Annotated in this window: 25 protein-coding genes; 14 read left to right on the forward strand and 11 right to left on the reverse strand. The window is 66.5% G+C overall.

What is annotated here, in order from left to right; all coding sequences use genetic code 11:
• Positions 1–475: 475 nt before the first annotated feature.
• Positions 476–1,357 (reverse strand): LysR family transcriptional regulator, encoded by an 882-nt coding sequence (locus QX070_RS03405; RefSeq protein ID WP_315734888.1) that lies wholly within the window; start codon positions 1,355–1,357, stop codon positions 476–478.
• A 109-nt stretch (positions 1,358–1,466) separates the two neighbouring features.
• On the opposite strand from QX070_RS03405, the gene QX070_RS03410 reads away from it, so the two are divergent.
• Positions 1,467–1,886: a CidA/LrgA family protein gene (locus tag QX070_RS03410; RefSeq protein ID WP_315734889.1), complete on the forward strand. Its 420-nt coding sequence runs from the start codon at positions 1,467–1,469 to the stop codon at positions 1,884–1,886.
• Positions 1,861–2,571 carry an LrgB family protein gene (locus QX070_RS03415; RefSeq protein WP_315734890.1) on the forward strand — a complete coding sequence of 237 codons (711 nt, stop codon included), beginning with the start codon at positions 1,861–1,863 and terminating at the stop codon, positions 2,569–2,571. Before QX070_RS03410 ends, QX070_RS03415 begins: the two co-directional genes overlap by 26 nt.
• Before the next feature lie 11 nt (positions 2,572–2,582).
• Here QX070_RS03415 and QX070_RS03420 read toward each other — a convergent pair whose 3' ends face one another.
• The 4 genes from QX070_RS03420 to QX070_RS03435 all read right to left on the reverse strand — a co-directional run bounded on the left by QX070_RS03420 (position 2,583) and on the right by QX070_RS03435 (position 5,698).
• Complete coding sequence (locus tag QX070_RS03420; RefSeq protein ID WP_315734891.1) at positions 2,583–3,407, reverse strand: type 1 glutamine amidotransferase; 825 nt, start codon at positions 3,405–3,407, stop codon at positions 2,583–2,585.
• Positions 3,408–3,430: 23 nt separating this feature from the next.
• Positions 3,431–4,261, reverse strand: coding sequence for a hypothetical protein (locus QX070_RS03425; protein WP_315735703.1), 831 nt, complete (start codon positions 4,259–4,261; stop codon positions 3,431–3,433).
• Positions 4,262–4,392: 131 nt separating this feature from the next.
• Positions 4,393–4,857, reverse strand: coding sequence for a hypothetical protein (locus QX070_RS03430; RefSeq protein ID WP_315734892.1), 465 nt, complete (start codon positions 4,855–4,857; stop codon positions 4,393–4,395).
• 148 nt (positions 4,858–5,005) lie between these two features.
• On the reverse strand, positions 5,006–5,698 hold the full coding sequence (locus tag QX070_RS03435) for an HAD-IA family hydrolase (RefSeq protein ID WP_315734893.1): 693 nt from the start codon (positions 5,696–5,698) through the stop codon (positions 5,006–5,008).
• A 106-nt stretch (positions 5,699–5,804) separates the two neighbouring features.
• On the opposite strand from QX070_RS03435, the gene QX070_RS03440 reads away from it, so the two are divergent.
• The 4 genes from QX070_RS03440 to QX070_RS03455 all read left to right on the forward strand — a co-directional run bounded on the left by QX070_RS03440 (position 5,805) and on the right by QX070_RS03455 (position 11,744).
• Entirely contained in the window at positions 5,805–6,485 is a 681-nt protein-coding gene (locus QX070_RS03440) for a hypothetical protein (protein ID WP_315734894.1), read from the forward strand.
• Positions 6,486–6,617: 132 nt separating this feature from the next.
• Positions 6,618–8,642, forward strand: a complete 2,025-nt coding sequence (locus QX070_RS03445) for a YgiQ family radical SAM protein (RefSeq protein WP_315734895.1) — start codon at positions 6,618–6,620, stop codon at positions 8,640–8,642.
• Between the two features lie 735 nt (positions 8,643–9,377).
• The gene (locus tag QX070_RS03450; RefSeq protein WP_315734896.1) at positions 9,378–9,626 is read left to right on the forward strand and encodes a hypothetical protein; all 249 of its coding nucleotides are present in this window, start codon (positions 9,378–9,380) and stop codon (positions 9,624–9,626) included.
• Positions 9,627–9,677: 51 nt separating this feature from the next.
• Positions 9,678–11,744, forward strand: a complete 2,067-nt coding sequence (locus tag QX070_RS03455; protein ID WP_315734897.1) for an acyltransferase family protein — start codon at positions 9,678–9,680, stop codon at positions 11,742–11,744.
• 102 nt (positions 11,745–11,846) lie between these two features.
• Here the strand turns inward: QX070_RS03455 and QX070_RS03460 are convergent, their stop codons facing one another.
• Positions 11,847–12,215: a hypothetical protein gene (locus QX070_RS03460; RefSeq protein WP_315734898.1), complete on the reverse strand. Its 369-nt coding sequence runs from the start codon at positions 12,213–12,215 to the stop codon at positions 11,847–11,849.
• Between QX070_RS03460 and QX070_RS03465 the strand changes: the two genes are divergently transcribed.
• Both QX070_RS03465 and QX070_RS03470 read left to right on the forward strand, forming a co-directional pair.
• On the forward strand, positions 12,193–13,380 hold the full coding sequence (locus QX070_RS03465) for a TCR/Tet family MFS transporter (protein ID WP_315734899.1): 1,188 nt from the start codon (positions 12,193–12,195) through the stop codon (positions 13,378–13,380). The genes QX070_RS03460 and QX070_RS03465 overlap by 23 nt on opposite strands.
• 38 nt (positions 13,381–13,418) lie before the next feature.
• The gene (locus QX070_RS03470) at positions 13,419–13,634 is read left to right on the forward strand and encodes a hypothetical protein (protein ID WP_315734900.1); all 216 of its coding nucleotides are present in this window, start codon (positions 13,419–13,421) and stop codon (positions 13,632–13,634) included.
• A gap of 31 nt (positions 13,635–13,665) precedes the next feature.
• On the opposite strand, the gene QX070_RS03475 is transcribed toward QX070_RS03470, so the two are convergent.
• Positions 13,666–14,058 carry a hypothetical protein gene (locus tag QX070_RS03475; RefSeq protein WP_315734901.1) on the reverse strand — a complete coding sequence of 131 codons (393 nt, stop codon included), beginning with the start codon at positions 14,056–14,058 and terminating at the stop codon, positions 13,666–13,668.
• A 408-nt stretch (positions 14,059–14,466) separates the two neighbouring features.
• Here QX070_RS03475 and QX070_RS03480 point away from each other — a divergent pair, with 408 nt between their 5' ends.
• Entirely contained in the window at positions 14,467–14,643 is a 177-nt protein-coding gene (locus QX070_RS03480; protein ID WP_315734902.1) for a hypothetical protein, read from the forward strand.
• 216 nt (positions 14,644–14,859) lie between these two features.
• Here the strand turns inward: QX070_RS03480 and QX070_RS03485 are convergent, their stop codons facing one another.
• Complete coding sequence (locus QX070_RS03485; protein WP_315734903.1) at positions 14,860–16,098, reverse strand: NF038122 family metalloprotease; 1,239 nt, start codon at positions 16,096–16,098, stop codon at positions 14,860–14,862.
• A gap of 250 nt (positions 16,099–16,348) precedes the next feature.
• On the opposite strand from QX070_RS03485, the gene QX070_RS03490 reads away from it, so the two are divergent.
• Both QX070_RS03490 and QX070_RS03495 read left to right on the forward strand, forming a co-directional pair.
• On the forward strand, positions 16,349–17,299 hold the full coding sequence (locus tag QX070_RS03490) for an aldo/keto reductase (RefSeq protein WP_315734904.1): 951 nt from the start codon (positions 16,349–16,351) through the stop codon (positions 17,297–17,299).
• Positions 17,300–17,591: 292 nt separating this feature from the next.
• On the forward strand, positions 17,592–18,755 hold the full coding sequence (locus QX070_RS03495; protein ID WP_315734905.1) for a hypothetical protein: 1,164 nt from the start codon (positions 17,592–17,594) through the stop codon (positions 18,753–18,755).
• Positions 18,756–18,797: 42 nt separating this feature from the next.
• On the opposite strand, the gene QX070_RS03500 is transcribed toward QX070_RS03495, so the two are convergent.
• The gene (locus QX070_RS03500) at positions 18,798–20,249 is read right to left on the reverse strand and encodes a HAMP domain-containing sensor histidine kinase (RefSeq protein ID WP_315734906.1); all 1,452 of its coding nucleotides are present in this window, start codon (positions 20,247–20,249) and stop codon (positions 18,798–18,800) included.
• A gap of 5 nt (positions 20,250–20,254) precedes the next feature.
• A complete protein-coding gene (locus tag QX070_RS03505) occupies positions 20,255–20,926 on the reverse strand; it encodes a response regulator transcription factor (RefSeq protein WP_315734907.1) in 672 nt (223 codons plus the stop codon).
• Between the two features lie 469 nt (positions 20,927–21,395).
• Between QX070_RS03505 and QX070_RS03510 the strand changes: the two genes are divergently transcribed.
• Complete coding sequence (locus QX070_RS03510; protein ID WP_315734908.1) at positions 21,396–22,952, forward strand: glycosyltransferase family 39 protein; 1,557 nt, start codon at positions 21,396–21,398, stop codon at positions 22,950–22,952.
• Positions 22,953–23,053: 101 nt separating this feature from the next.
• On the opposite strand, the gene QX070_RS03515 is transcribed toward QX070_RS03510, so the two are convergent.
• Positions 23,054–23,377 (reverse strand): hypothetical protein, encoded by a 324-nt coding sequence (locus QX070_RS03515; protein WP_315734909.1) that lies wholly within the window; start codon positions 23,375–23,377, stop codon positions 23,054–23,056.
• A 781-nt stretch (positions 23,378–24,158) separates the two neighbouring features.
• Between QX070_RS03515 and QX070_RS03520 the strand changes: the two genes are divergently transcribed.
• Entirely contained in the window at positions 24,159–24,983 is an 825-nt protein-coding gene (locus QX070_RS03520) for an NAD(+)--dinitrogen-reductase ADP-D-ribosyltransferase (RefSeq protein ID WP_315734910.1), read from the forward strand.
• 12 nt (positions 24,984–24,995) lie between these two features.
• Positions 24,996–25,886 (forward strand): ADP-ribosyl-[dinitrogen reductase] hydrolase, encoded by an 891-nt coding sequence (gene draG, locus QX070_RS03525; RefSeq protein WP_315734911.1) that lies wholly within the window; start codon positions 24,996–24,998, stop codon positions 25,884–25,886.
• Positions 25,887–25,903 lie beyond the last annotated feature (17 nt).

Raw genomic sequence — 25,903 nt, forward strand, 5'->3', positions numbered from 1 at the left:
GCGCACTCAGTCACGCACGGGACGTCAGCCTGTGGGACTGGGATTGGCGTCGCCCGGCTCCGGCAACATGCCAGTGCCGGGAGTCTTGTCCTTGTCGGTCAGGTCGGGCCGCGCATGCGGGCCAGCCGAAGGCATGCTTTCCGGGCCTGGCCGCTTCGTCGCGGGAGCGTCCGCGTCGCGCAGCTCCCTGCGATCTCGCGGTTTGCGATCTGGGTGCTCGTGATCTTCCTCACTCATCGATTGTCCACTCGCGCAGATCAACGAGTCAGCGCGCGAAGGCAACCTTCGTCAGCTCTTGCCGTTCCCGTCCGCACGTCCGAGATCGCCTCTCCGGGCTCCGCTTTCGCGTCGTTGCGACAAGTGCTCGATCATTGCGAGCTACGCGTGGAGCTCAGGTCCTCGCCAATCGTCATGGCGACACCGACCGTCTCGCCGCACGTTCCTCGCAGATGAAGCGACATCGCCGCACTCATGCTCACGCCTCGCCGCGCTCGCGCACCAACCGGAGCCAAGCCGCCGCGGCCGGCGACAGATAGGCGCCACGACGCCAGGCCATCGCCAACGTCCATTCGGTGCCGGGCTCGTCAAGCAGGACGAGACTGATCGGCACCTGCGTGCGCTGGGTCGCGATCATGCGCGGCAGGAAGGCAACCCCGAGACCGGCGCCGGCGAGCTCGGCAATGAAATCGATCTGCGTGCTGCGTGCAGCAACCACCGGCTCGAAGCCATTGCGGCGGCAGGCCTCGCGGAGAATACGATTGAGCGCGAAGCCGGCTTCGAACAGCACGAACGGCGTGTCGCGCAGCTCGGCGAGCGTGATCGTTTTGCGGCGGGCCAGCGAATGATTGACAGAGACGAGCGCCATCAGCGGCTCGCGGCGCACGATCTGCGCGGCAAACTCATCGGCGATGGGCGGCAGCAGGCCGGCAAAATCGATGTCGCCTGCAGCCAGCAATTCGCTGAGCCGGTCGCTGCCGTGCTCCACCAGGCGGATCTCGATCTCGGGATAGAGCTGGCGGTAGAGCGCGAACAACGGCGCGAACAGCGTGCTCGACCCGATCGGCGGCAGGCCGAGGCGCAGCACGCCGCGCTTCAGGCCGCGCAGTTCGGCGAGCTCTGCCTGCAGGTCGTCACGCTCCGCCAGCAGCCGGATCGCGCGGCGATAGACGATCTCGCCGGCCGCGGTCATGCGGCTCTTGTGGCCGAGCCGGTCCAGAAGCGGCAGGCCGAGCTCGTCCTCGAGCTGCTTTACGGCCTTGCTCACGGTCGACTGGGTCGCAAACACCACCTTGGCAGCCTGCGAGAAGCCGCCTTGGCGGACGACCTCGACGAAGGTCCTGAGGGTTCGAAGTTCCATAATCAGGCTCAGTATTCGATTTTCGACTTGATATCATTCATTCAATTCGCTTTCTACATGTTGCGATGCGGCATACCTTGATCGCGCAATCACTTACGGACGCCGCCACATGATGCATCGCAGCATTTCCATTGGGGCTCATCGCCTGCTCCGCCGCAACCGGCTGGTGCAGATCGGTCTGCTCGGCCTGTTCTGGGCTGCCGGCGAGGCGCTGGCCCGGGCGACCGGCCTGCCGCTGCCAGGCGGCATCATCGGAATGGCGCTGGCGCTCACTCTGGTCCTGGCAGGCGGATTGAAGGTCGCCAGCATCAAGCGCGGCGCAAATTGGATGCTGGCCGAGATGCTGCTGTTCTTCGTGCCGGCGGTGCTGGCGCTGCTCGACCATCGCGAGCTGTTCGGCCTGCTCGGCCTGAAGATCTTCGCCTTGATCGTCGTCAGCACCACCGCCGTGATGTGCGTGACTGCGCTCACCGTCGACCTCTGCTACCGTTGGACCGAGCGTCATGACCCTCGCCGCGCTGTGGCGTGAGCCGCTGATCCAGGCGGCGGTCTGGTCGCTCGCGACGATCCTGCTCTATCTGCTGGCGAAGCGCATGCACCGGCGCTGGCCGCGCTGGTGGCTGATGCCGCTCGCGGTGGCGCCCGCGCTGCTGATGATCGCGGCGCTCGCGCTCAACGTCTCCTATCGCGACTACATCCGCGGCACGCATTGGCTGGTGGCGCTGCTCGGCCCGGCGACCGTCGCCTTCGCCGTGCCGATCTATGAGCAACGCGCGCTGATCCGCCGCCGCTGGCCGCTGCTGTTGGCCGGCATGGTCGCGGGCAGCCTCACCGCCGTGGCGACCAGTTGGGCACTGGCCTATGTCCTCGGCATCGATGGCGAGCTGCGTCTGAGCCTGTTGCCGCGCTCGATGAGCACGCCGTTCGCGATGGAAGTCTCAGGCGAGATCGGCGGCATCCCCGATCTCACCGCCGTGTTCGTCGTGCTCACCGGCATCATCGGCGCCGCCGTCGGCGACGTCGTGCTGGCGCGGCTGCCACTGCGCTCGACGCTCGCCAAGGGCGCGCTGTTTGGCGTCGGCGCGCATGGCGCGGGCACCGCGCGCGCCCACCAGATCGGCCGCGAGGAAGGCGCGATCGCCGGCCTCGTGATGGTGCTGGTCGGGCTGATGAACGTGGCGCTGGCGCCGCTCATCATTCAGTTCATGCGGTAGCGTTCTCAGCGTCACGCGAGCGAGGCGATCCAGTTGCTGATCTCGGCCTGCCGGACCCCGTCATTCGCGACGTCCTGGTCGAGCCCGAGCCGCCACAGAATGTCGCGCCGGGCGCGGTCGTGATGCAGGGTGGCGAGATCGGCTGCGTAGCGCTCGAGCTCCGCCGGATCGACGAAGAAGCCCTCCTCGACCAGCGGCTGGCCGATGCGGCGAATCACCCAGGCGACGTCCTGCAGGCTGAATTCCGGATGATATTGGACGCCCCAGAACCGGCCGGGGCCGCTGCGGATCTCCGCGGCCTGCACCTCGCTCATGGCATTGTGCGCGGTGACCGTCGCATCCGGCGGCAGCCGGGTGACGATGTCGCTGTGGATCGCCGGTGCATCGAACACGGCACCCCGCGCCGCATGCATCGGGTGATCGCGGCCCGCATCCGTCAGCGCGATCTTGCGCGCAAAGCCGACCTCGCGGCCGGCCGGATTGAGCGACACCTCGCCGCCGGCCGCCACGGTCGCGAGCTGGAGTCCCCAGCATGAGCCGAACATCGGCACGCCCCGCGCGAAGATCGTCCGCACCAGCTCGATCTGGCGCAGCGCTTCCGGCTCGCGCTGATAGATGTTGAGCGCTGATCCCGTGATGACGATGCCCTGATAGGCCTCGATCGGCTGCGGCAGGCGCGCATCGGCATCGGCGGGTGTGGCGATGTCGATCACCGCGTCCGGCGCCAGCGCGCGCAGCACGGCCGCGTAGCTCTCCGACGGCGTGGCGCCGGCGACCTCGGCCCAGCGGCGCCGGCCGTCCAGCGAGTTGCCTTCGAGCACGAGCAGTCTCAGCACTCGTCAATCCTCCGCCCGCCCGATCAGGGCTCCAGCACGCCGCGCAGGAATCGAGCGCTCCGCTCGCGCACCTCCGGCCGGTTCAGGATCGTGTGCACGTCGGCATCGATCACCATCACCTCCGCCTTCGCATCGTCTTTGAGCGCGGCGGCGCAGGAGCCGGTGACGGCGCGGTCCTTGTTCCAGGGATTGGCCGCGGAGAAATACGGATCGCGCGCCGAGATCGCGTTCAGCACCGGCTCCTTTGGGCCGATGCCGAGCCTGGGCGCGGTGACGAAGTAGTTGTCCTCGCACGACCACGAATAGATCAGCCGCGCCGCCACATCCTTGCCGGCGTAGCGGCCGACCGCCACCGCGCCCTCGCTGGTGCCTGCCAGCACGATCCGCAGCCGGTCCACCCAGCTCCAATCGCGCGACGCCTTCAGCGCGTTCTCCAGTTCGGCCAGCCGCAAGGCGTGGACGCGCTCATAGATCGCGACGTCGACCGGCGAGGCGTAGGTCAGCCGGTCGGGAATCGCGAGGCTGTCGGGCGCCACCGACGCCACGCCGAGCTCATCGGCGAGCCAGGCCTGGAACTCCTTCACCGCCGGCGCGACGCCGCTCGACCCGTGCATCACGATCACGAGCGGCGCGATCCCGATCACGTCGGGCGCGTCCTCCGCATGCCCCTCCCAGCGCCGTCCGCCGACGAGCGCCGCCGGCAACACCACATGGGCCAAGCTCCAGGTCAGCGCGAGATTCGCCGACGACGGCTCCAGCACCGTGCCCCTGGTCTCGCCGGGCGTGTCGGCCGCGAGGCAAGCGGTCACGAGCAGCAGGGCGGCAGCCACCGACAGGACACGCGCCACGAACATGATCGATCCGTCCTCCTGCGAGGCGAGCACAGCGAGCCTGGCGCGCACCGTCCGTTTCAATCACGGCATCGGGCTGCGGACAAGCAAGGTGCGACGGACAGAGCATGCAGGGCACGCATGCGGTGACGCGATCAGCGCGCGCGCAGCCGCCGGCGCTGGGCGCGTGGCGTGTCCATCGACCGGACGTGATGGCGGGGCGTGGCCGCAGCGCAGAAGATCGCATTGGGCGCGGCGGCCGGCACGGCGGCGGCCTCGCGCGCTCCTCCGCAGCCTCTGACGACGCGAAGCCGCGGCGCAACCGGCGACATGTCCCGCAAGCTCTCCTGCCGTACGCTCCCATCGCTCGGGATCTCCACGGGAGAGAGAGCCTGCAGCGTCGCCCGCAAGCCGCGAATGATGGCGGCCATTGCGCGCGACGGCCGCGCCCAGCGAAACCGCCGGGCCGACCGCTTGGCGCGGCCATCGGCGCGCTTGGCTCGCCCGGCTCCGCTGCCGCGCCGGCCGCGCTGACTGGACGCGGATCCCTCCTCATCGACCTGCAGCATCAGCCGGAACGACAGTTCCGAGGGACCAGCCGCGATCAACAACTTGCGCATGCGTCTCACCTTGATCTCGTGACGGCCAACCCGGCGGCCACGTTCGTCGAGACCATCGCGCAAGGACGGTGACCGCAAGCTGTTGCCCGATGTCAGCGACATGTCAGCTCCGCCGCCGGCGGTATCGTCGCCGGAAGCGGGTCATGGCTCACATTCTCTCTCCCAGCCGCGCCATCACCAGATCCAGGACGTCGGCCTCGTCGAACGCCGCCGCAGTGAGCGCCGCGCCCGCCGCGATCAGTTCGTCGTGACCAAGGTTGGTGCGCATGCCGACGGTCGCGATGCCGGCCGCCGTCGCCGCCGCGATGCCGGCGCGGGAATCCTCGAAGGCGACCGACCTTTCCGGCACGGCATCGATCGCACGCAGGCCTTCCAGATAGGGCAGCGGGTGCGGCTTGCCGTGCGGCAACTCGTCGCCGATGATCACGGCGCGAAACCGGTCCATCAGCCCGAGGCCGTGCAGGATCAGCTCGGCATTGGCCCGCGGCGCGTTGGTCACGGCCACCACCGGAATCGCCGCCGCCGCGGCCCGATCGAGCAGCGCCGTCAGGCCCGGCAACGGCTGCAGCGCGCCGGCGGCGAGGCTGCGAAACACCTCCTCCTTCTGCGCCATGACCGCCGCGCGCCGCTCGGGCGCCTCATCCGGCAGAAATTGGGCGGAGATCGACAAATTGGATCGGCCGAGCAGTTCGCGGGCCGCCCGCGCGCGGTCGAACACGTGGCCATACGGCCCAAACACCGCGTTGAAGGCCTGCAGATGCAGCGCATCGGTGTCGGCGAGCGTGCCGTCGATGTCGAACAGCAAAGCCCGCCCATTATTGATAACGCCTCGCATCAGCAAATTGACCTCAACTCATCCGGATGTTGACGCGATCTGATCCAACTCTCGACCATTCCGCCTGTCGTTATTCCCCAAACGGCGTGAAACCGCGACGGGGGAAATTGCGATGATCGGCCAGTTGAGCGCATTGCCTGTTTTGACATCGTCGAGGCTCGGAGCGGTCGCCGCGCTGGTCTCCGTCATCTGCATTGCCGCGCCCGGCGCCGCGCAGGCCGGATCCGCCAACGGCGACATGGTCAACGGCCAGTACTGCAACGATCTCTGCAAGGCCTATATGGCCTGGTCCAACCGCATGCTGGCCGTCACCCAGCCGGCGTCCTATTCGCGGCCTCAGGTGCGGGTCGCGGTGCCGCAGAGCATGACGCCCAAGAAAATGGACAGGGCCGAGAAGCCGGACCGGATGGCGCAGCACGGACCGAAGCCGCATCGGCCGGCCAACCTGAACTCCTTCGCCCAGCTGCCCTCCGGCAGCCAGGCCGCGCAGTCTTCGATCGAGCCGCCACCGAGCGACCTCGCCGCGTCGGACGAGCCGGGGCCGGCGACAGGTCGGCTGTTCGCCGCCGACCCGCTGCCCCACTCCGCCATCGCCGACATGCGCCGCGCGACCGACGCCGCCGGCCTGCGGCTGGTGTCGGTGACCGAGCCCGTCACGGTCGGCGAGGCCGGCGGCAGCCCGCGCTCGAAGATGCCCTCGATCTGGATCATGCTCGCGGCAGCCGCGCTGCTGGCCTATTTCGGGCACGGCTGGCTCAAGCGCCGCAACGGCGCGTCGCATCACCTCAACTGAGACGGCAGGAACTGCGACGTCAGGTCGGCCGCGCAACGCCGCGGGAACCATTCCGGACAAATTGACCACCTGCCCTCGCCTGCGACCGGGGCTTCGGTTGAACTCGCAGCGCCGCGGCTCTATGCGTGGGCGATGAACATCGCCCTCACCGCCCCACCGCTGAGTTCCTGGCCGCGCCATCGCGCGGACCTGAAGCCTGCGCCGTTCCTGCCGATGAGCCGCAAGGAGATGGACGCGCTCGGCTGGGACGCGTGCGACATCGTGCTGGTGACCGGCGACGCCTATGTCGACCATCCTTCCTTCGGCATGGCGATCATCGGCCGGCTGCTCGAGGCCCAGGGCTTTCGCGTCGGCATCATCTCGCAGCCCGACTGGCACTCCGCCGAGCCGTTCAAGGCGCTCGGTAGGCCGCGCGTGTTCTTCGGCGTCACCGGCGGCAACATGGACTCCATGGTCAACCGCTACACCGCCGACCGCCGCATCCGCAGCGACGACGCCTATACGCCCGGCGGCGAAGGCGGCAAGCGGCCGGACCGCTGCACGCTGGTCTACGCCCAGCGCTGCCGCGAGGCGTTCAAGGACGTGCCCGTCGTGCTCGGCGGCATCGAGGCGTCGCTGCGCCGCATCGCGCATTACGACTACTGGTCCGACAAGGTTCGCCGCTCGGTGCTCGCCGACGCCAAGGCCGACATCCTGATCTACGGCAATGCCGAGCGCGCCGTGATCGAGGTCGCGCACCGGATCGCCGGCGGTGAAGCGCCGAAGGACATCCAGTCGGTGCGCGGCACCGCGCTGTTCCGCAAGGTGCCCGAGGGCTTTGTCGAGCTGCATGCCGACGATCTCGACTCCGCCGACGAAGGCGCTGCGCGCGAGAAGGGCGACGTCGTCGTCCGGCTGCCGTCCTGCGAGCAGGTCGAGGCCGACAAGGAAGCCTATGCCCGCGCCTCGCGCGTGCTGCACCGGGAGAGCAATCCGGGCAATGCGCGTCCACTGGTGCAGCGTCATGGCGACCGCGACCTCTGGCTCAACCCGCCGCCGATCCCGCTGACCATGGCGGAGATGGATAGCGTCTACGATCTGCCCTACGCCCGCGCGCCACACCCGTCCTATGGCGATGCCAAGATCCCGGCCTGGGACATGATCAAGTTCTCGGTGACGATCATGCGCGGCTGCTTCGGCGGCTGCACCTTCTGCTCGATCACCGAGCATGAGGGCCGCATCATCCAGAGCCGTTCGGAAGGCTCGATCCTGCAGGAAATCGAACGTATCAGGGACAAGACGCCGGGCTTCACCGGCGTGATCTCCGACATCGGCGGCCCCACCGCCAACATGTACCGGATGGCGTGCAAGGACCCCAAGGTCGAAGCCGCCTGCCGCAGGCCGTCCTGCGTGTTCCCCGAGATCTGCCCGAACCTCAACACCTCGCATGACGACCTCATCCGGCTCTATCGCAAGGTGCGCGAGGTCAAGGGCGTGAAGCGCGTGATGGTCGCCTCCGGCGTGCGCTACGACCTCGCGGTCGAGAGCCCGGCCTACATCAAGGAGCTGGTCACGCATCACGTCGGCGGCTATCTCAAGATCGCGCCGGAGCATACCGAGCGCGGCCCGCTCGACAAGATGATGAAGCCGGGCATCGGCAGCTATGACCGCTTCAAGCAGATGTTCGACGCCGCCGCCAAGGAGGCCGGCAAGAAGTACTACCTGATCCCGTATTTCATCGCCGCCCATCCCGGCACCAGCGACGAGGACATGATGAACCTCGCGCTGTGGCTGAAGAAGAACCGCTACCGCGCCGATCAGGTCCAGACCTTCCTGCCGTCGCCGATGGCGACCGCAACGGCGATGTACCACACCGGCGTCAACCCGCTGCGCGGCGTGCGTCACGGCGGTAGTGACAAGGTCGAAGCCATCAAGGGCCTGCGGCAGCGAAGGCTGCACAAGGCATTCCTGCGCTATCACGACCCCGACAATTGGCCGGTGCTGCGCGATGCGCTCAGGGCGATGGGCCGCAGCGACCTGATCGGCTCGCGCCCCGAGCAACTGGTGCCGGCGCATCAGCCGCCGGGCACCGGCAAGGCCGCAACGACACGGCGGCCGGTGCGCCCGGAGCAGCGACCGCAGCGTTTCACGACGAAGGGTGTGCGGATCAGGAAGTAGTCCGCGCTGGACGACCTCCGATCTCGGCGTCAAGGGCAAGCCCGCGCCCCACACTCCCCCGTCGTCCCGGACGAGCGCGCATCGCGCGCGAAGATCCGGGATCCATAACCACAGGGAGACGTGTTGGGCACATCCTGAGCCACCAGCGTGCCTCACACATCCGCCGGTGGTGATGGGTCCCGGCTCAAGGCCGGGACGACACTGAGTGTGTCGCATGGCCGTTCCACCTCACAGGCGTGATGAGCATCGCGAGCGCGACGTATCCGCGCCCACGCACCACATCCACTGCACGATTTCTCCAAACAGCCCACCGCAGTCCCGCGACGCCATTCGCGCCCAGGTCATGCTGCCGACATCGCCCTCGAGAAACGAGAGGGCGCGGGGAAGACCGGACCTCGACTGAGGTCCGTGGCCCGCCTGCGGAAAAAAATGCAGGCGGCAGGTACCACGGTTCAGCCGGACGACCCGGCCTTCCCCGCGCGCTGGTTTTAACGGCTGCTTCGCGATCTCCCTGGGGACCGGGCTGTCTTGCCCCCATCACCGGCGAGACGCGTCTCCGCTTCATCAACCGGCTTGACCTCAGCATCGGGAGGCCAGGACCACGCGACTTGACCGTACGCACCGGGTTCATTCGTCGGCCCGCTTGCGCAGAGCCCCGAACCCGACACGTCCAACGCTCCCCGCTGCTACGCTCCGTGACGATCGGCCGAAACGCCCCTCTTCATCGCGAGCGGGATGGCCGAGAGGATCGTCGCGATTTGCCCGACGATGCAAGCCGAACGACGTGCGACAAACTGGCTCGACGGGCAATTTGCGCATGATGGGGATGCGGGAATTGCCCGTCGGGCCGTCAGAGAACTGATGAGCACCGACAGGCCGACGTTCGCCACCGATGGCGACCGCCTCCTCACGACGCTCATTCATGATTGCGTTTGCCACGCGCTGTCCGCCATAATTGTACAACAGACATTTTCGCGAAATTGACTGCAGCCAAGACGATTAGAAGCCGAACGTTCTTTTGGGGAGAGAGCGCACATGCACGCGCCAGTGGCCGGCTCGAAACCGGTTCCCGTGGTCGGCACGGCCTACAGGCCGGATATCGACGGACTGAGAGCTGTCGCAGTCATGTCCGTCGTCGCCTTCCACGCCTTTCCGCATGTGCTTCGCGGCGGATTCATCGGAGTCGACATCTTCTTCGTCATATCCGGGTTCTTGATCACCTCGATCATCGTTGCGGATCTGGCGAACGGATCATTTCGTCTTCGGACCTTCTACGCGCGTCGCGTCAAGCGCATCTTCCCCGCCCTCATCGCGGTTCTTCTCGTCACCCTCCTGCTCGGATGCATTCTTCTTTACACCGACGAATACAAGGAGCTCGGCAAGCAAGTTGCGGCGAGCGCCGGATTTGCCGCGAACCTGCTGTTCTGGAAGGAGGCCAACTATTTCGACCTGGCCGCGGAAACGAAGCCGCTGCTTCACCTCTGGTCGCTGGGCATCGAAGAGCAATATTACATCCTCTGGCCGGTGCTGCTGTGGCTGTGCTGGCGGACGAGGAAGCGCGCCCTGCCGTACCTCGTGGGGCTGCTGCTCGTCGGGTCATTTCTGCTGAACATCAAAGCCATGGGCACCAGCCCGACCGAGGCCTTCTACTCCCCGCTTACGCGAGCATGGGAGCTGTTTGCAGGCGGCCTGCTGGCGATCGCGTCGTCCCCATACACCCGGCCGCTCTTAGGCGCTGTCCCTGACACGGGGCATCGATCACCCGTTTCCGATCGGCTCGCGGCGTCAGGAATGGTCCTATTGGCGGCGAGCCTGATCCTGATTTCGAGAAGTACTCCATTTCCCGGGTGGGCAGCCCTGCTGCCTGTCGCAGCGACCTGCATGCTCGTCGGCGCCGGACCGTATAGCTGGGTCGCCCGACACGTTCTTTCGCATCCTTTCCTGGTCGGAATCGGGCTGATCAGCTACCCGCTTTATCTCTGGCATTGGCCTCTGCTCGTCCTTACTCGCGCCTGGATGCGCGAGGCGGGTTCCGCACCGCTTCGATCCGGCGTCATCGCGCTAAGCGCCGGTTTGGCCTGGATCACCTATCGATTTCTGGAACGTCCGATCCGGTTTGGGCAATCGCCCTTGCGGTCGGTCCCACTGCTCTGCGGTGCCTCGGCGACGCTCGCAGGAATCGGCGCCCTGACCATGACCTACGGCTGGACCTTCAAGCCGGGCGATCTGAACAGCTACGCAGCCTATTTCGACTCATTCCGCACGGGCGTGTCGCCGGCTCGGGAAGAGCTGGTGGAAATCAACCAGAACCAATGCAACTTCTACAACTTCGAGAGTGCGCTTCCCACGCGCGTCCCTCGGGACGGCATCAGCCCGGACTGCTACACCAGCCACTCTCGCAGAACGGTGCTGCTCTGGGGCGACTCTCATTCGGCGCATCTCTTCCACGGCTTACGGAAGACGCTTCCGTCCGATACATCCCTGCTGCTCGTTTATGCGTCGGGGTGCCGTCCACACCCAATCGATCTGACTCGACTGACGACCGACTACTGCGAGATGTCCAACTCCTTTGCGCTGTCGACAATCAAAAAGGTCGTTCCTGATGTCGTGGTCATCTCATTCAACAACTCCTTCGATACGGAGTACCTGCGCGAGGTATCTCGGGACATCAAACGGATCGGCGTGAAACGGGTGATCGTGCTCGGACTGGCGCCTCATTGGGAGCCGTTCCTCTTCAAGGTGGTCATGCAGCACTATTGGCAGTTCACACCGGCACGAATCTCGACGCACCTCGACCAGCATGCGCTTGGCATCGACAAGGCGTTTCGAAACGAGCTCCAGGCCAACGAACCGTTCGAGTACCAGAGCCTTTATGATTTCTTCTGCAATCGAGAAGGCTGCCTCATCTATCTCGATCGCAACCGGCGCGAGGGTCTCGTGAGCTTCGATAATGCGCACCTGCGACCGCTTGCGTCCCTCTACCTCGCCGAGCACCTGCTCACCCCGTTGATCCAACGCGACGTCCAGCCGAGGACGCGTGACGACGCGCAGCCGCATGGTGGCAGGACGGGGACTCTCGATGACCGGCCAGGAGTGCAGTGAAGATACGGCGCATTGCTGGGCGAATCACGAGACGTCCCGCGCAGCCCATCCACGTCCGCCTGCCATCGCCCGACCTGTCCGCTCAAACCGCCAGCGGCTTGTTCACCGTCTCGATGCGATCGAGAATCTTGCCGAGATCGCGCCTCGCGATCTGACGTCGTAGTCGGTCTGCAGATTGAGCCAGAGCTCCGGCGATGGATCGATGAATATGCATTGAATGCACCGATCGTCGTTCGGAAAAAGCGGCTTGCGCCGCCCGATCTCGGCGTGTAGACGGCGCCTGTCGCGAAAAGCGGTCGTTGCCTGCGGCCGAGTACAAGCCGTCCATCTGCCTTTTGGCATGGACCGGCCCAGCGTCTCCCACACATCGATCGCCTGACAGATCGTCAGGCTCCAGCGAGCGGTCGCGCGTGTTTGCGCCATCGGCTCGCGTGAACCGGAGCGCGCCATGACCAGGGCTGTTGCCGTCATCTATCTCACCATCGTGCTCGATGCCGTCGGCATTGGGCTGATCTTTCCGATCCTGCCGTCGCTGCTGCACGACGTGACCCACGCCGGCGACGTGGCGTTCCTTCTCGGCGTCATGACGGCGCTCTACGCCGCGATGCAGTTCATCTGCGCCCCGGTGCTGGGCTCGCTGAGCGATCGGCTCGGCCGGCGCCCGCTGCTGCTGGTCTCGCTGGCCGGCGCCATCGTCAACTACCTGTTCCTGGCCGCTGCACCCGATCTCTGGATGCTCCTGCTCGGCCGCGCCATCGCCGGCGTCACCAGCGCCAACGTCTCGGTGGCCACGGCCTACATCACCGACGTCTCGCGCGAGGACGAGCGGGCCCGCCGCTTCGGCCTTCTCAATGCGATGTTCGGCATGGGATTCATCATCGGGCCCGTGCTTGGCGGCGCGCTCGGCGACCATTGGCTGCGGCTGCCGTTCGTCGTGGCGGCGGCCTTGAACGGATGCAACGTCCTGCTGGCGTTGCTGATGCTGCCGGAATCGCGACCACCGGACCCTAGCAAGATCGAGATCGCAGTTCTGAACCCGCTGCGGCCACTGCGCTGGGTGTTCGCCGTCAAGAGCCTGCTTCCGGTCGTTCTCCTCTTCTTCCTGTTCAGCGCGACCGGCGAGGCCTATGGCGTCTGCTGGGCGCTGTGGGGCGGCGACACCTTCCACTGGAGCGGTCTTTGGATCGGCCTGTCGCTCGGCACCTTCGGGGTGTGCCAGATGCTGGCCCAAATATTCCTTCCCGGTCCGGCCGTGAGGTTGCTGACCGAGCGCGGCGCCATCCTGACCGGAGTGACCTGTGTCTGCACGGCCCTCACCGCCATGGCGTTCGCCAACCAGAGCTGGATGGTGTTTGGCGCCATGCCGCTGTTCGCGCTCGGCGGCATGGGCATGCCGGCCCTGCAGTCGATCGCCACCCGGCAGGTGGACGAGGATTTGCAGGGGCAACTCCAGGGCGTGCTCGCCTCCACGGTCAGCCTCGCATCGATCGTTGCGCCGCTCGGCTTCTCGAGTCTGTACTTCGTCGTCAGGGACGATTGGCCCGGGGCGATCTGGCTGTCGGTCGTCGCCATCTACGCGATCGCCGTTCCCATCGTTCTCACGCTGCGCCCAGCCAAGCCGGCGGCTGTGCCCTGATGTATCGGAACGATCGCCGTCGCCGTCCGTTGGACCCGATGCCTCAGATCGAACTTGTAAAGCCGCTCTCTCGCGCGATGCAGATCTATCGCCGCGTGGCCGGACACGATCTCGACCAGGGAACGCGACGCGCCCTCGCGCGGCATATCCGCGGGCTGGCCGAACAAGGCGTGCATGATCCCGGCCGGCTGACCGTCTGCGGCCTCAGCTATCTGCGCAAGCTCGACCGCCAACGCGGCCGCGAACGATCCTGATAACGATCCTGATCAAGGCACGCCGCCCGCGCTAGCAGCTCGAGTCCCCACCGGCCCAGCGATAGATGCGGCTGCTCAGGGGGCCTGCTCCCATCGGGTTGCTGACCTTGATGGTCACGCGGGATCCAGAGCCGGATTTTTCGATGCGCGCCGCGACGAAGTAGTTCATCCGGATCCCATAGCTGCCGGCGACCAGGCGAAACTCCGCGAAGCCGCGGTCGCGGTGCAGTTCGCCTTCGGCTTCGATCTGTCCCTGGGCCGGGTTGCCTGGACTGAAGACCGGGACGGGCGGATTGCAGCGCTTGCCGGTCTCGATCAAGCGGCGGTAGATTTCCTCGTAGCTTTCGGAAAAGCTTCTGCTATCGGCAACGTCGCGCGAATTCAGGCCCTCCGGCGACGTCGCACATCCACCGAGCAGCGCCATGGCAGCCGCCGTCAGCGCCGCACGCAAAGCGAACTTCATTCCCATGAACCGTCCCCCAGCGCCCAACGATCGCCTCGCCCCGAGTGATCACCGTCGTCTTCACGCTACCTGAAGGATACGCGAGTTCCCGTGAACCATGCAATATGCGACGCGTCCAGACTTGGTGCTTTTGCCCCGGAGATGTCTTGACATGGCGGTCGGAGACTGAGGTTGAGGTCAACCCGCCAGCAGCGATCGTCGTCTATCGGTAGGAGCCGAACGCGGGGACCATCCGCATCGTTTGCGCGTGAGCGAAATCAGCGGCGCACCAGTTGGCTCCGATGATGGGCCGGCATTCGGAACGATCGCCGCCGGCTTCCGTTGACTTCGATGCCTCGGATCGAACTTGCCAAGCCGCTCTCGCGAGCGATGCAGATCTATCGCCGCATGGCCAGACACGATCTGGACCAGGCGACGCGGCGCGCGCCGGCGCGGCACATGCGCGGGATGGCCGATCAGGGCGTGGATGATCCCGGCCGGCTGACCGTCTGCGGTTTGAGCTATTTGCGTCAACTCAACCGACAACGCGACCGCGAGCGATCCTGACCTGTCGCGTCGGACACATGGCGATTGATCGTGAGCGGACCGCACCTCCGATCCGCCCGATCGCTTGGCTACATCACGCCTTTCAGTTCAGGCGAGTGTGACGGAGATGGCCGGGGCAAGCCCGGCCATGACGACGATGAAATGGCGGGCATGACCTAGATCGACTACGCGATGACCTTCTCGCGCCCAATCAATCCTCTGCTGGTAGCGACCGCCTCAGTTCGCACTGATCGCGTGCAGATGCATCGCGAGCATCATCGGATCGTGGTGCGGCTCGGCGGAATAGGACGCATAGGCCGTTGCGTGGTCATGGTTCGCGCCGGCATCGGTGCCATTCAGCGCAGCAGCATCGGCCTGGGCATTCGCCAGCACCTGCGCGGCGCCGGCGGCATCGCCCAGCTTGGTGAGGCTGGCGGCCGTCTCGGCGGCCACGGCGGAGGCGATCGCGACGGCCTGCTGCGGCGTCTGCACCGGTGCGGCGACCCCGGCGGCGTGCGGGATCTGGGCGAGCAGCGCCTGCGTGTCGGGGGTCGCGATATTGTAGCCGAGCGTCTCCAGCACCACGAGATCGATCGGCGACAGCGTCTGCGACGTGGTCGGATTGTAGAACTCGTTCAAGGGATCGCGGGCGCCCTGGATGCCGGTGTTGAGGAAGTCGGCCGGGTCCGACATCTGGCCGTAATCGGCGATCTTGGTGAGCCCGCCGTCGAGCGAGAAATACGCGGGAGGCGCCGAGCTGATGCTGTTGTTGATCAGATGCTGTCCCGGCTTGGTGAAGTCGAACAGGTCGAAGATGTCGAGATTGCCCGGCGACGGCACGCGTCCCAGCGCATGCGACAGCTCGTGCAGTGCGACGCCGACCAGCGACTGCGTCGGGATGTCGGTGTTGAAGACGGCGAAGCCGTCCTCCGTCGTCGTGCTGTTTGGATCGATGAGCCCGAGCACCTTGGCCTGGGCGTTGGCGACGAACACCTGGGAATGGCCCTGCACTGCCCGCCCCGTCGGCAGGTTGTCGAACACCGTGTCGCCAGCCGCCGCGTGGTCCTGCAGATCGGTTCGGAGCTGCGCGTAGCTGGCGAGGACGCCATTGGAGACATTGGCGCCGGCGCCGCCGCCGGTGCCGGCGAAATCGATCGCGAGGTTGACCGTGGCCTGATCGGTGATCGCCGAGGACAGAATCGCCGCAGCCTGCTCGACGCCGGCGCGGAAGCTTTCGGGCGCGGCAGCAGCGGCGGCATCGAAGGTGAGGTTGAAGGTGAGACCGCCGGTGTGAACCGAGACGGTCTCGGAGCCGTCGGCATGCACCACCGGATCCGACACCGCGCCGGGCGGCAGCACGACCGGCGGGGCGGCCGCAGCCATATTGGTCGTCGTGTTCTTCGCCGCCGCGGCCGGATCGGGCATCATGAGGCCATCTGAGCTCAGCCCGAGCTGGTCATAGGTCAGCGTGTTCATCAGACGGACTCCTCACTCATGGCCTCGCGTCTCCAGCTGCGAGGCGTTCGCAGGCCGCAACCATCGTCGGCAAGTGAGTGAAAAGTCTGACGCTGCCGGAACCTCTTCGGGGCAGCCGCGCCACGGTTTGGATGCGGCCGGGCGGGCCCGCCATGCTCCTGCCGCGCTGGTCTCGCGCGACGAATGACGGCAATCTGCGGCAGGCGTCCGCGATGGATGCAGCCAACATCATTCAGATCGAGAGCCTCCCATGAAGATGCGCCCGCTCGGCCGTTCCGGCCTCAACGTTCCGCCCCTCTGCTTCGGCTGCAACGTGTTCGGCTGGACGGTGGACGAGGCGGCCTCGTTCCGCCTGCTCGACAAGGTGCTGGAGTCCGGGATCAACTTCCTCGACACGGCGGACGTCTATTCGCGCTGGGTGCCCGGCCACAGCGGCGGCGAGTCCGAGACCATCATCGGCAAGTGGATGAAGCTGCGCGGCAACCGCGATCGCATCATCCTCGCCACCAAGGTCGGCATGGACATGGGTGACGGCAAGGTCGGGCTGAAGGCCGACTACATCGCGCGCGCGGTGGAGGACAGCCTGCGCCGGCTGCAGACCGACGTGATCGATCTCTATCAGTCGCACAAGGACGACGAGACGACGCCGCAGGAGGAGACGCTGGCGGCCTATGACAGGCTGATCAAGGCCGGCAAGGTGCGCGTGATCGGCGCCTCGAACTTCTCGGCAGAGCGGCTGCAGGCCGCGCTCGAGCTGGCGGCGAAGAGCGGCTTGCCGCGCTATGAGAGCCTGCAGCCGGAATACAGCCTCGCCGAGCGCGCATCCTACGAAGGCGCGCTGCAACGCGTCTGCGAGAGCTACGGCGTCGGCGTCATCACCTTCTTCTCGCTGGCCGCCGGCTTCCTCACCGGCAAGTATCGCTCGGAGGCCGATTTCGGCAAGAGCCCGCGCGGACAGCGCGGCATCCCGAAATACATGAACGAGCGCGGCATGCGCATCCTCGCCGCGCTGGACGCGGTCGCAAGGGAGACCGGAGCGCAACAGGCCTCGATCGCGCTGGCGTGGCTGCTGGCGAAGCCGTCGGTGACGGCGCCGATCGCCAGCGCCACCAGGCCCGAGCACGTCGACACCCTGGTGGCGGCGACGCAGCTCGCGCTGACTGCGGATCAGGTCGCGCGGCTCGACGCGGCCAGCGCGTGAGCGCCGGCGCGCGGCGCCATCATTCAGCGCCGAGCATGCGACGTTTCGACACGCACGCAGTGCGATCGTTCTCCACCGAACACGGCCTGTGATCGAGGATTCGGCGCGCTCAGCGCCGGTCCTTGATCGCGACACTTGATCACGCTGCTCCTGCACCGCATTTTCAGCACAGCCGTGAAGCAGGCCGGGCGACTTTGCAGCATCTCGCGGATCGCCACCTCACGGCCAAACTTCGGCCGGGATCGAACTGCTAAGTCCACTGTCAAGTTAGAATGTATCGAGGAAGCGTTCGGTGAATCGTGTCGCGCGCGTAGCTGTTGGCGCATTCGTATTTGCATGTGTTCTGTCATCCCTCGTGGCGCTGGCTGGCAGCGCCCGAGCGCAGCAATTGCCGCCGCGCCCGCCGACCGGCGGCGCCGTCGGTACGCTGCCGGACCGCGAGGCGCTGAACTCCGGCACCGTCACCGTGATCACCGCGCCGATCGGCGGGCCGATGTCGGTCATGGGCTCCGACATGGCCGCAGTGCTCGACGAGGGCGAGAGCCTGCGTGTGCTGCCGATCCTCGGCAGGGGCTCGGCGCAGAACCTCATCGACATCATCATGTTGAAGAACATCGACATGGGCTTCGTCACCACCGACGCGCTGGAATTCGTGAAGACGGAATACAACATTCCAGACATTGCGCAGCGCGTGCGCTACATCGCGCAGCTCTTCCACAACGACGTCCACATCGTCGCGCGGCGCGAGATCCGCTCGCTGGAGGATCTCAATGGACGGCGGGTGTTCGCCGAGCGCTCGATCGGCCTGCCGGCGGCGCGCACGATCTTCCGCCGGCTCGGCATCCGCGCCGACATCGACTCCCAGACTGATCCGACCGGCGGGCTGCAGAAGCTGATCGACGGCCAGGGCGATGCCTGGATCGCCTCGGTGTCGAAGGACGCGCCGATCATCAAGGGCATCAAGAACGAGGGCGGCCGGCTGCATCTCCTGACGATCCCCTATGACCACGCGCTGCAGGACATCTATCTGCCGTCGTCGTTCTCGTCCGAGGAATATCCGAACCTGGTGCCGCCCGGCACCAAGGTCGAGACCGTCGCCGCCTCGACCGTGCTGATGGTCTACAATTGGCCGGAGAACAGCGAGCGCTATCGCCGCACGGCGCGGTTCGTCGACGCGCTGTTCGGCAAGATCCAGGTGCTGCAATCGCCGCCGCGGCATCCGAAATGGCGCGACACCGTGCTGTCGGCGCCGGTGCAGGGCCTGGTCCGCTTCAAGGCGGCGCAGGAATGGCTCGACGGCGCCCGCACGATGCAGTCGCCGGGCCAGGATGCCAACCCGGCCGAATTCCGCAAGTTTCTCGACGAGCGCAAGGCGCAGGCGCGGATGTCGCCGGACGAGGCCGCGAGACTCTACAGCGACTTCCTGAAGTGGCAGCGGAGCAGGGAGCCGCGCTGAGCGCGGGCCGCGCGAGGCTCGCGAGGTCGGGGCGCGGAATCGTTAAACGGAGCGCGGCGGCGGCGCGGCCTTCTCGGCTGTGCGGCGGACCGCCGGGATTGCCGCCTCGGCCGCCGCCGGTGCACCGCCCGGCTGAGGCGCGGCAGGCGCGAAGCTGAGCTCGACCGTGGTGCCGCCACCTGGCGTCTCACGCAACGCCACGCGGCCGTGATGCGTCGCCATGACCTGCGACACGATCGAGAGCCCGAGCCCCATGCCGTCGCCATGGGCGCGGCCGCGCTCGAACGGCTGCAGCAGGCGCTCGGGCTGATCGGCCTGCAGGCCCGGCCCCGAATCGATCACGCTCAGGCGCGCCGACGCGTCGACCTCGACGAGAATCGGACCGCCGGCGCCGGCATGCATGACGGCGTTCCTGATCAGGTTGGAGAGCGCGACCGCCAACGCGGGCTCCGAGCCGAGGATCGAGACCGGCGCATCGCATCCGGCGAAGCCGATCTCGAGGCCGGCCTTCAGCGCCATCGGCACATGCTCGGCCGTGACGCGCCGGGCCAGCGCCACCAGATCGATCTCGGTCAGCTCGACCGGCTCCATCGAAATGCGCGCCAGTTGCAGCAGCATGGTGACGATCGACGACAGCTTCTGGTTCTCGCCGACGAGACGTGCCCGCAAGCCAGCATCCGGGATTGCCTCGAGCATGGTCCGCGCATTGGTCAGCGGCGTCCGCAGCTCATGCGCCGCGTTGGACAGGAAGTTGCGCTGCGCCTCCGCGGCATGATCGATGCGCGACAGGGCGCGATTGAACGCGGTGACCAGCGGCAGCAATTCCGCCGGCGCGTCCCGCTCGGGCAGCCGTCGGCCGTCCGGCACGCCGTCGATCATCTCGGCCGCGCGCGCCACCGCACGAACCGGGCGCGCGATCAGCGTCGGCACGAACACCAGGGCCGCGAATACCGTCACGACCAGCACCAGGATGATTGGAAGCGCAACGACCGTCGCGTCGGTCAGCGTGCCCAGCATCAGCTGCGTCGACGTATAGGCGACGCCGCCGGTCTCGATCCAGACCTCACCGACCGGCGTATTCCGAACGGCCGTCATGCGTTTGAAATTCCGCGTCTCGCCATCGATCGCATAGGCCAGAAAGCTGGTGCCGTCCTGCGACGACGGAGGCTTGTGCGGACGCCATTTCGGAATCGGCCCGTAGCTGACCTCGCCGCTCTTGTCGGAGACGACGTACCAGAATGTCGGGAAATCCTGGATGATCTTGTCGAGACGCGACGTCTGCTTGATGAGCAGGTGGCCGCCGGCATCGCGGGATACGGCCTCCTTCAGCGCATCGGCGACGTCGGCGGCGCCCCATGTGCCGTCATCGTCGCCGCCGAACCGGATCAGCAGGGCGGCCGCGCAGATCAGCATGATGGTGGTGACCACCCCGATCAGCGTCGCCGAGAGCAACGTGATCGAGCGGCGGATACGGCTGAGCTTCTGCCACCTCACCTGCGTCACTCGCCGCTGAGGAGATAGCCGAGGCCGCGCACCGGCCTGATGGCGGCCTTGCAATTGGCCTCGCGCAGCCGGCGGCGCAACCGCGAGACGTGGGCCTCGATGGCATTCGACTGGATCTCGTCCTCAAAGCCGTAGGCCGCGGCTTCGAGCGTCTCGCGCAGGACCACCCGCCCGCTGCGGCGGACCAGCGCCTCAAGGATTGCCAGCTCGCGCCGCGGCACCACGATGGGCACGTCCTCGACGCAGACGGCGCGATTGACGATGTCGTAGCTCAGATTGGCGATGGAGACCGTCGCGCCGCGGTCGAGAAACAGCCGGCGCAGCACCGCCCTCGCCCGTGCCACCAGCTCGATCGGCTCGAACGGCTTGGCGACGTAGTCGTCGGCGCCTTCGTCGAGCGCACGCGCGATGTCGGCGGGGTCATCGAGCGCGGTCAGCACGACCGTCGCCGGGCTCGGCTTCTGCTGCCGCAGGTCCGGCAACAGCGCCAGCCCGTCGCCGTCCGGGAGGCCGCGGTCGATCACCACGAGCTCAAAATTGCGCACGGCGATCGCCGCACGCCCTTCGTCGAGCGTCGTGACGATGTCCGACGAGCCGAACGCCGTCGCGAGCGCATCCCGCAGCCAGATCCCCAGCTGGGGGTCATCCTCAACGACCAGAACGCGCACGCGATTCTCCCGCATCATCGACAATCGGCTGTTCCTATCATTACGGAGGGATTACAATAGGATTACGTCGGCGGCGTTCTGATACCTTTGTTTCGATCGCGCAAGCGAAGTTGACTCGTTCTGCCAGCGCCGATCGCGCGCAGCTCATATACTCCACGCTGCTGGCGGGCACTGGCCCTATCGCGACATCTCCGATTGCAAGCTGAACCGCTTCTCGGCTGGCGCGATTGCGGTCGTATGACGTGCCCCGCCGCGATGATCCGTTTTTCCATCGGCCGGCAAGCCGGCGGCGTCAGCCTTTCGTAATCGTCTTGGCCGAGACTGGCACACTCAAACAAACGCCGAGGATTCGCTCGCATGGAGCCTGCCGCATGATCGACCGGACACACCGGACGGTCCGCCCCCAATTATCGGCCGCGGCCGCTCACCGAACGTCCCGTTCGACGCACCATTTTTGATGCACACCGGCATGTTCCACGAGTTTGCGTTCTCGACCGTCGCTGAACGGTCGGACAGCCATCCGGCGGCCTGGCGCATTCCATTCCTGCGCTGGCTGGACGGCATCGAGGCCGGCTGGGCGGTGCCGCTGCTGCTGACGTGCTTCGTGGCCGTGTGGACGGCCTATCTCTCGATCGCCTATGCCGGCGCCGGCCTGCATCCCGACGTTCTCGAGACCTGGACATTCGGACGGCAGTTCGCCTGGGGCTACGACAAGCATCCGCCGCTGATGGGCTGGATCGCCGGCGCCTGGACCGCCGTCTTCCCTCTCTCCGACTGGTCATTCCACCTGATGGCGATGACCAATGCGGCGCTGGCGCTGTGGTGCGTCGATCTCGTCTCGCGCCGTTTCGTCACTGGGGACAAGCGGGTGATCGTGCTGCTGCTGCTGATGCTGACGCCGGCCTATCAGTTTCACGCACAGCGCTTCAACGCCAACTCGGTGCAGCTCGCGACGTGGCCGCTCGCCACCTACTGCTTCCTGCGCGCGTTCGAAACGCGAACACTGCCCTGGGCGGCGGCCGCCGGCCTGACGGCCGCGCTCGCGCTGCTCGGCAAGTACTACTCGATCTTTCTGGTGATGAGCTTCGCATTCGCCGCCATGGCGCATCCGCAGCGACGCGCCTACTTCACATCGGCATCGCCGTGGATCTCCGGCGTCGTGGGCCTCGCCGCGCTGTCGATGCATCTCGACTGGCTCGTCGCCAACGATGCGGCCCCCATTCAGTACGCGCTGCTGCACGCCAGGTCCAACCTGTCCACGTCGTTACGGGATTCCCTGTTCTTCCTGCTGGGGCTCGCGGCCGCGATGGCCGTGCCGGCCGCGACCTGGCTGATCGTCGCCGGCGCCAGGATCAGGTCTTTCTCCACGGAGATGGCCGCGCTGAACGACGGCCTCCGGCTGTTGTCATATATCGCCATCGGCACGCTCGGCCTGCCCGTCATCAACGCGCTGGTCATGGGCACCGACCTGCCGTCGCTATGGGCGCTGCAGGGACTGTTCCTGTTCGTCGTGGTCGTCGCCTGCGCCACCAGCTATCCGATCGCGCGCTTTCATACCGTCAACATCGCGGTGCTGACGGCCGGGATCGCCGTCCTGGCTGCGATCGTTGCGGCGCCGCTCCACGCCTTCTATCGCAACAAGCACGGCTATGAGGAAGGCCGTACCTTCTACCAGCAGACCGCGCGGGAAGCGACGCGACAATGGCGGGAGTTGACGGGGAAGCCGCTCGAGCATGTCGGCGGCACCGAGAGCCTTGCGCTCGCAACCACCTTCTACAGTGCCGATCATCCCGCTTACGGTCTGCCCACCACAGCCCACCAGACCGGTGCGGACTCTGGCAGCGGAGGCTGGATTTCGCTGTGCTTCCGCGACCAGGCGGATTGCATCGCCGCCGCGGAAGCGGCGGCCGCCGGATCCGGCAACTACGTCAAGCGCGAGTTCGCGGTGCAGGCCCGGCTGCTCGGCTGGACAGGATGCACACGAACGGTGGTGGCATTCCTGGTGACACGGCCGAAGGAACCATAGGTCGAGGCAACGCTGGACGCGGCAGCCTCGTCAGCGGATCCGAACATTCGGATCAAGGACAAGGTCCCGCGTCGGCGGGACCTTGTCCTTGGGCGGCGGTCTCAGTCGTTGTCCCAGGATCCGTCGGAATAGCCGTCCCGGTAGCCGGACACATAGCCGTCGCCATAGTTGCCGTATTCCGCGTCGTACTCATAGACGCGGTGACGACGATGGACGACCCGCGGCGGCGGATAATCCTCGTAGCTGTAGACATAGGTGGGCGCGGAACGGGCGGTTGCCGCAGACCCGATCAGGGCTCCGATCGCCAGACCTCCGACGACGCCGGCCGCCACCGCCGCTCCGCGGTTGCCACCGGCATTGGCCGGCGTCGCGATCGCGCCTGCGATGGTCGAGGCCACGATCATAAGCGCGCAAATTCGTTTCATTGGGTTCTCCTTGCGATCAGCTCAGCCGTCGCTGCGGGAGACTCGCGGCCGCGGCTTACCGTATCATTACAGACGCAAGACGATGCGATCAACATGTGAGCGCGAGTGTCACCACGAGGTCCATCATTGCAGGCCGTTCGGACGTGTGGGGCTGGGACACAAACCGAACGGCCCGCTCACTGGACTCCGACGACGTTCGAAGCCATGCGGCGCCAGATCATGATGGAAGGTGCCGCAGGTGGGACGGAGCCGACCTGATCAGGCCGGGCTTTCGGGTCTGCGGCGGCGCTCCAATGTCCTTCCGATCGAACACCACATCGAGAGACGGCGAGCCATGGCTCATCATGACACGCCGTCGATGGCGAAACCGATGTGATGTCGGTCGTAAGGACGCGTCGAAGCTAGCGTCACGGCCTTACCGCAGCATTACAGTAGACGCAGATGACGCGGGCATCTCACCAGTGGACGGCCGGGAAGAATTCAACGCGATCGTGCTGATTGCCCTCCGTGCTGACACACTGCGCGCGATCGAGCAGCCGGCTTCGAATGGATCGAAGACAACGCTCTCGGCAGGCGCGCTCGATGCACTTCACAGACGAACCGCTCCGACAGCGCAACGGCGACGCAGTTGCCTGCGGGCGATTTCGAAGGCTCCAAGCGGCGGGGTTGCGGTGGTCATGGTAGCACCGGCTGGGGCGGCTGCAGCTGACAATCAGAAGCTCTCCGCCATGTCAGTACCGACGGCTTCCCTTACACTGCGCGACCCGGCATCATGCCGACCATGAACGACGCAGCACAGCGCGCCCGCCGCGGCATCGGCCATTCGACCAACCTCGTGGGGCGTCCTTCCGAGTGGCTGGCGAGCGCTGCCTTCAACGAGGCGGCGGTGCCGCTGCACATCTGGGGCGTCACCGAGATGAACCCCAGCCTGTTCATGATGCTCGATCAGGCCGAACATCTCGCCGAAGCCGGCGAAGCCTTCACCACCTACATGATGGCGATGTTCGGCCTCGATCCCGAGCAACGCGCCGCGACGTCCGGCGGCCAGCGGCGTTTCCGCTCGTCCTTCCTGCGGCTGATCCAGGGCTGGGGCTTCGACAGCAACGGCCCGGAAGGCGCCGTGCTCAAGGGCTGGGTCGAGAGCCGGTTCGGCCTCGGCCCATCGTTCCACAAGGAGGCTATCGAAGCCGTGGCAAGCCGGGCCTGGACGACCTATGTCGAGGAGAAGATGTCGAGCCGCTTCCACAACAATGCGATCTGGGTGCAGCTCGATCTGCTGTTCGAATTCTGCCAATGGGCCATGCGCCGCTTCACCTTCCCCGACCAGACACATCTGACGCTGCATCGCGGCGTCAATTCGTTCGACGAGCATTGGATCGTGGAGCGAACGACGCGGCGCGAGGCGGTGGTCCGGCTCAACAATCTCGTCTCGTTCTCCTCCGACCGCGACACCGCCGGCTGCTTCGGCGACATGATCCTCACCGCGCGCGTCCCCGTCAGCAAGATCGTGTTCTTCAACGGCCTGCTGTCGTCACATGCGCTGAAGGGCGAAGGCGAATACCTCGTGATCGGCGGCGACTACCGCGTGAGCGTCGACTATGTGTGAGCGGATCGCAGCATGACCGCACTCGATGTCGAGGAACGCGCGCTCGCGGCCTATCTCGGCTTTGCCATCGGCGATGCGCTCGGCGCCACCGTCGAGTTCATGACCCGAGACGAGATCGCCGCGCAATATGGCGTGCATCGCGACATCATCGGCGGCGGCTGGCTGAAGCTGAAGCCGGGCGAGGTCACCGACGACACCGAGATGTCGCTGGCGCTGGGACGCTCGCTGATCCGCAATGGCGGCTTCGACGCACGCGACGTCTGCGAGGAGTTCGCGGCATGGCTTCGGACCGGGCCGGCCGATGTCGGCAACACCTGCCGCCGCGGCATCCGCCGTTACGTCATGCGCGGCACGGTCGAAGGTGTCTACGCCGAAGGCGACGCTGGCAATGGCGCGGCGATGCGCGTACTGCCCGTGGCGCTCGCGACGCTCGAGGCACCGGACAACGCCGAGACGTGGACGCTGGCGCAGGCGCGCGCCACGCACCATCATCCGTTGTCGGACGACGCCTGCGTTGCGCTGGTGCGCATGACTCATGCCTTGCTGCAGGGTGAGGGCCAGGACGCCGTCCGCCGCGAAGCCGAAGCTCTGATCGGCAAGCACCGCGCCTTCAGCTTCGTCCCCTACCCCGGGCAGAGCTCGGCCTTCATCGTCGACACCATGCAGACCGTGCTGCACCACTATCTCGCCATCGACTCGTTCACAGAATGCCTGGTGCAGACCGTCAACCAGGGCGGCGACGCCGACACGACGGGCGCTCTCGCGGGCATGCTGGCCGGCGCCACCTATGGGCTGGCGGCGATTCCTGCGCGCTGGCGCGACAGGCTCGACCGCGACGTGGCTGCAGCCATTCACGCGCAGGTGCCGCGGCTGCTGGCGATCGCGCGCGTGCTTCGGGTCTGATGTCTGGGACCAATGGC

This window comes from Bradyrhizobium sp. SZCCHNR1093, from assembly GCF_032381175.1.
GTDB lineage: Bacteria > Pseudomonadota > Alphaproteobacteria > Rhizobiales > Xanthobacteraceae > Bradyrhizobium.

What these genes read in the sequence shown, in the direction of transcription:
- QX070_RS03480 (WP_315734902.1), top strand. Translation starts at nt 14,467, where the DNA reads ATGCAGATCTATCGCCGCATGGCCAGACACGATCTGGACCAGGCGACG.
- QX070_RS03470 (WP_315734900.1), top strand. Translation starts at nt 13,419, where the DNA reads ATGCCTCAGATCGAACTTGTAAAGCCGCTCTCTCGCGCGATGCAGATC.
- QX070_RS03460 (WP_315734898.1), bottom strand. Translation starts at nt 12,215, where the DNA reads ATGACGGCAACAGCCCTGGTCATGGCGCGCTCCGGTTCACGCGAGCCG.
- QX070_RS03465 (WP_315734899.1), top strand. Translation starts at nt 12,193, where the DNA reads ATGACCAGGGCTGTTGCCGTCATCTATCTCACCATCGTGCTCGATGCC.
- QX070_RS03410 (WP_315734889.1), top strand. Translation starts at nt 1,467, where the DNA reads ATGATGCATCGCAGCATTTCCATTGGGGCTCATCGCCTGCTCCGCCGC.
- QX070_RS03415 (WP_315734890.1), top strand. Translation starts at nt 1,861, where the DNA reads ATGACCCTCGCCGCGCTGTGGCGTGAGCCGCTGATCCAGGCGGCGGTC.
- QX070_RS03425 (WP_315735703.1), bottom strand. Translation starts at nt 4,261, where the DNA reads ATGTTCGTGGCGCGTGTCCTGTCGGTGGCTGCCGCCCTGCTGCTCGTG.
- QX070_RS03510 (WP_315734908.1), top strand. Translation starts at nt 21,396, where the DNA reads ATGTTCCACGAGTTTGCGTTCTCGACCGTCGCTGAACGGTCGGACAGC.
- QX070_RS03455 (WP_315734897.1), top strand. Translation starts at nt 9,678, where the DNA reads ATGCACGCGCCAGTGGCCGGCTCGAAACCGGTTCCCGTGGTCGGCACG.
- QX070_RS03445 (WP_315734895.1), top strand. Translation starts at nt 6,618, where the DNA reads ATGAACATCGCCCTCACCGCCCCACCGCTGAGTTCCTGGCCGCGCCAT.
- QX070_RS03475 (WP_315734901.1), bottom strand. Translation starts at nt 14,058, where the DNA reads ATGGCGCTGCTCGGTGGATGTGCGACGTCGCCGGAGGGCCTGAATTCG.
- QX070_RS03520 (WP_315734910.1), top strand. Translation starts at nt 24,159, where the DNA reads ATGAACGACGCAGCACAGCGCGCCCGCCGCGGCATCGGCCATTCGACC.
- QX070_RS03440 (WP_315734894.1), top strand. Translation starts at nt 5,805, where the DNA reads ATGATCGGCCAGTTGAGCGCATTGCCTGTTTTGACATCGTCGAGGCTC.
- QX070_RS03515 (WP_315734909.1), bottom strand. Translation starts at nt 23,377, where the DNA reads ATGAAACGAATTTGCGCGCTTATGATCGTGGCCTCGACCATCGCAGGC.
- QX070_RS03405 (WP_315734888.1), bottom strand. Translation starts at nt 1,357, where the DNA reads ATGGAACTTCGAACCCTCAGGACCTTCGTCGAGGTCGTCCGCCAAGGC.
- QX070_RS03490 (WP_315734904.1), top strand. Translation starts at nt 16,349, where the DNA reads ATGAAGATGCGCCCGCTCGGCCGTTCCGGCCTCAACGTTCCGCCCCTC.
- QX070_RS03485 (WP_315734903.1), bottom strand. Translation starts at nt 16,098, where the DNA reads ATGAACACGCTGACCTATGACCAGCTCGGGCTGAGCTCAGATGGCCTC.
- QX070_RS03450 (WP_315734896.1), top strand. Translation starts at nt 9,378, where the DNA reads ATGGCCGAGAGGATCGTCGCGATTTGCCCGACGATGCAAGCCGAACGA.
- QX070_RS03430 (WP_315734892.1), bottom strand. Translation starts at nt 4,857, where the DNA reads ATGCGCAAGTTGTTGATCGCGGCTGGTCCCTCGGAACTGTCGTTCCGG.
- draG (WP_315734911.1), top strand. Translation starts at nt 24,996, where the DNA reads ATGACCGCACTCGATGTCGAGGAACGCGCGCTCGCGGCCTATCTCGGC.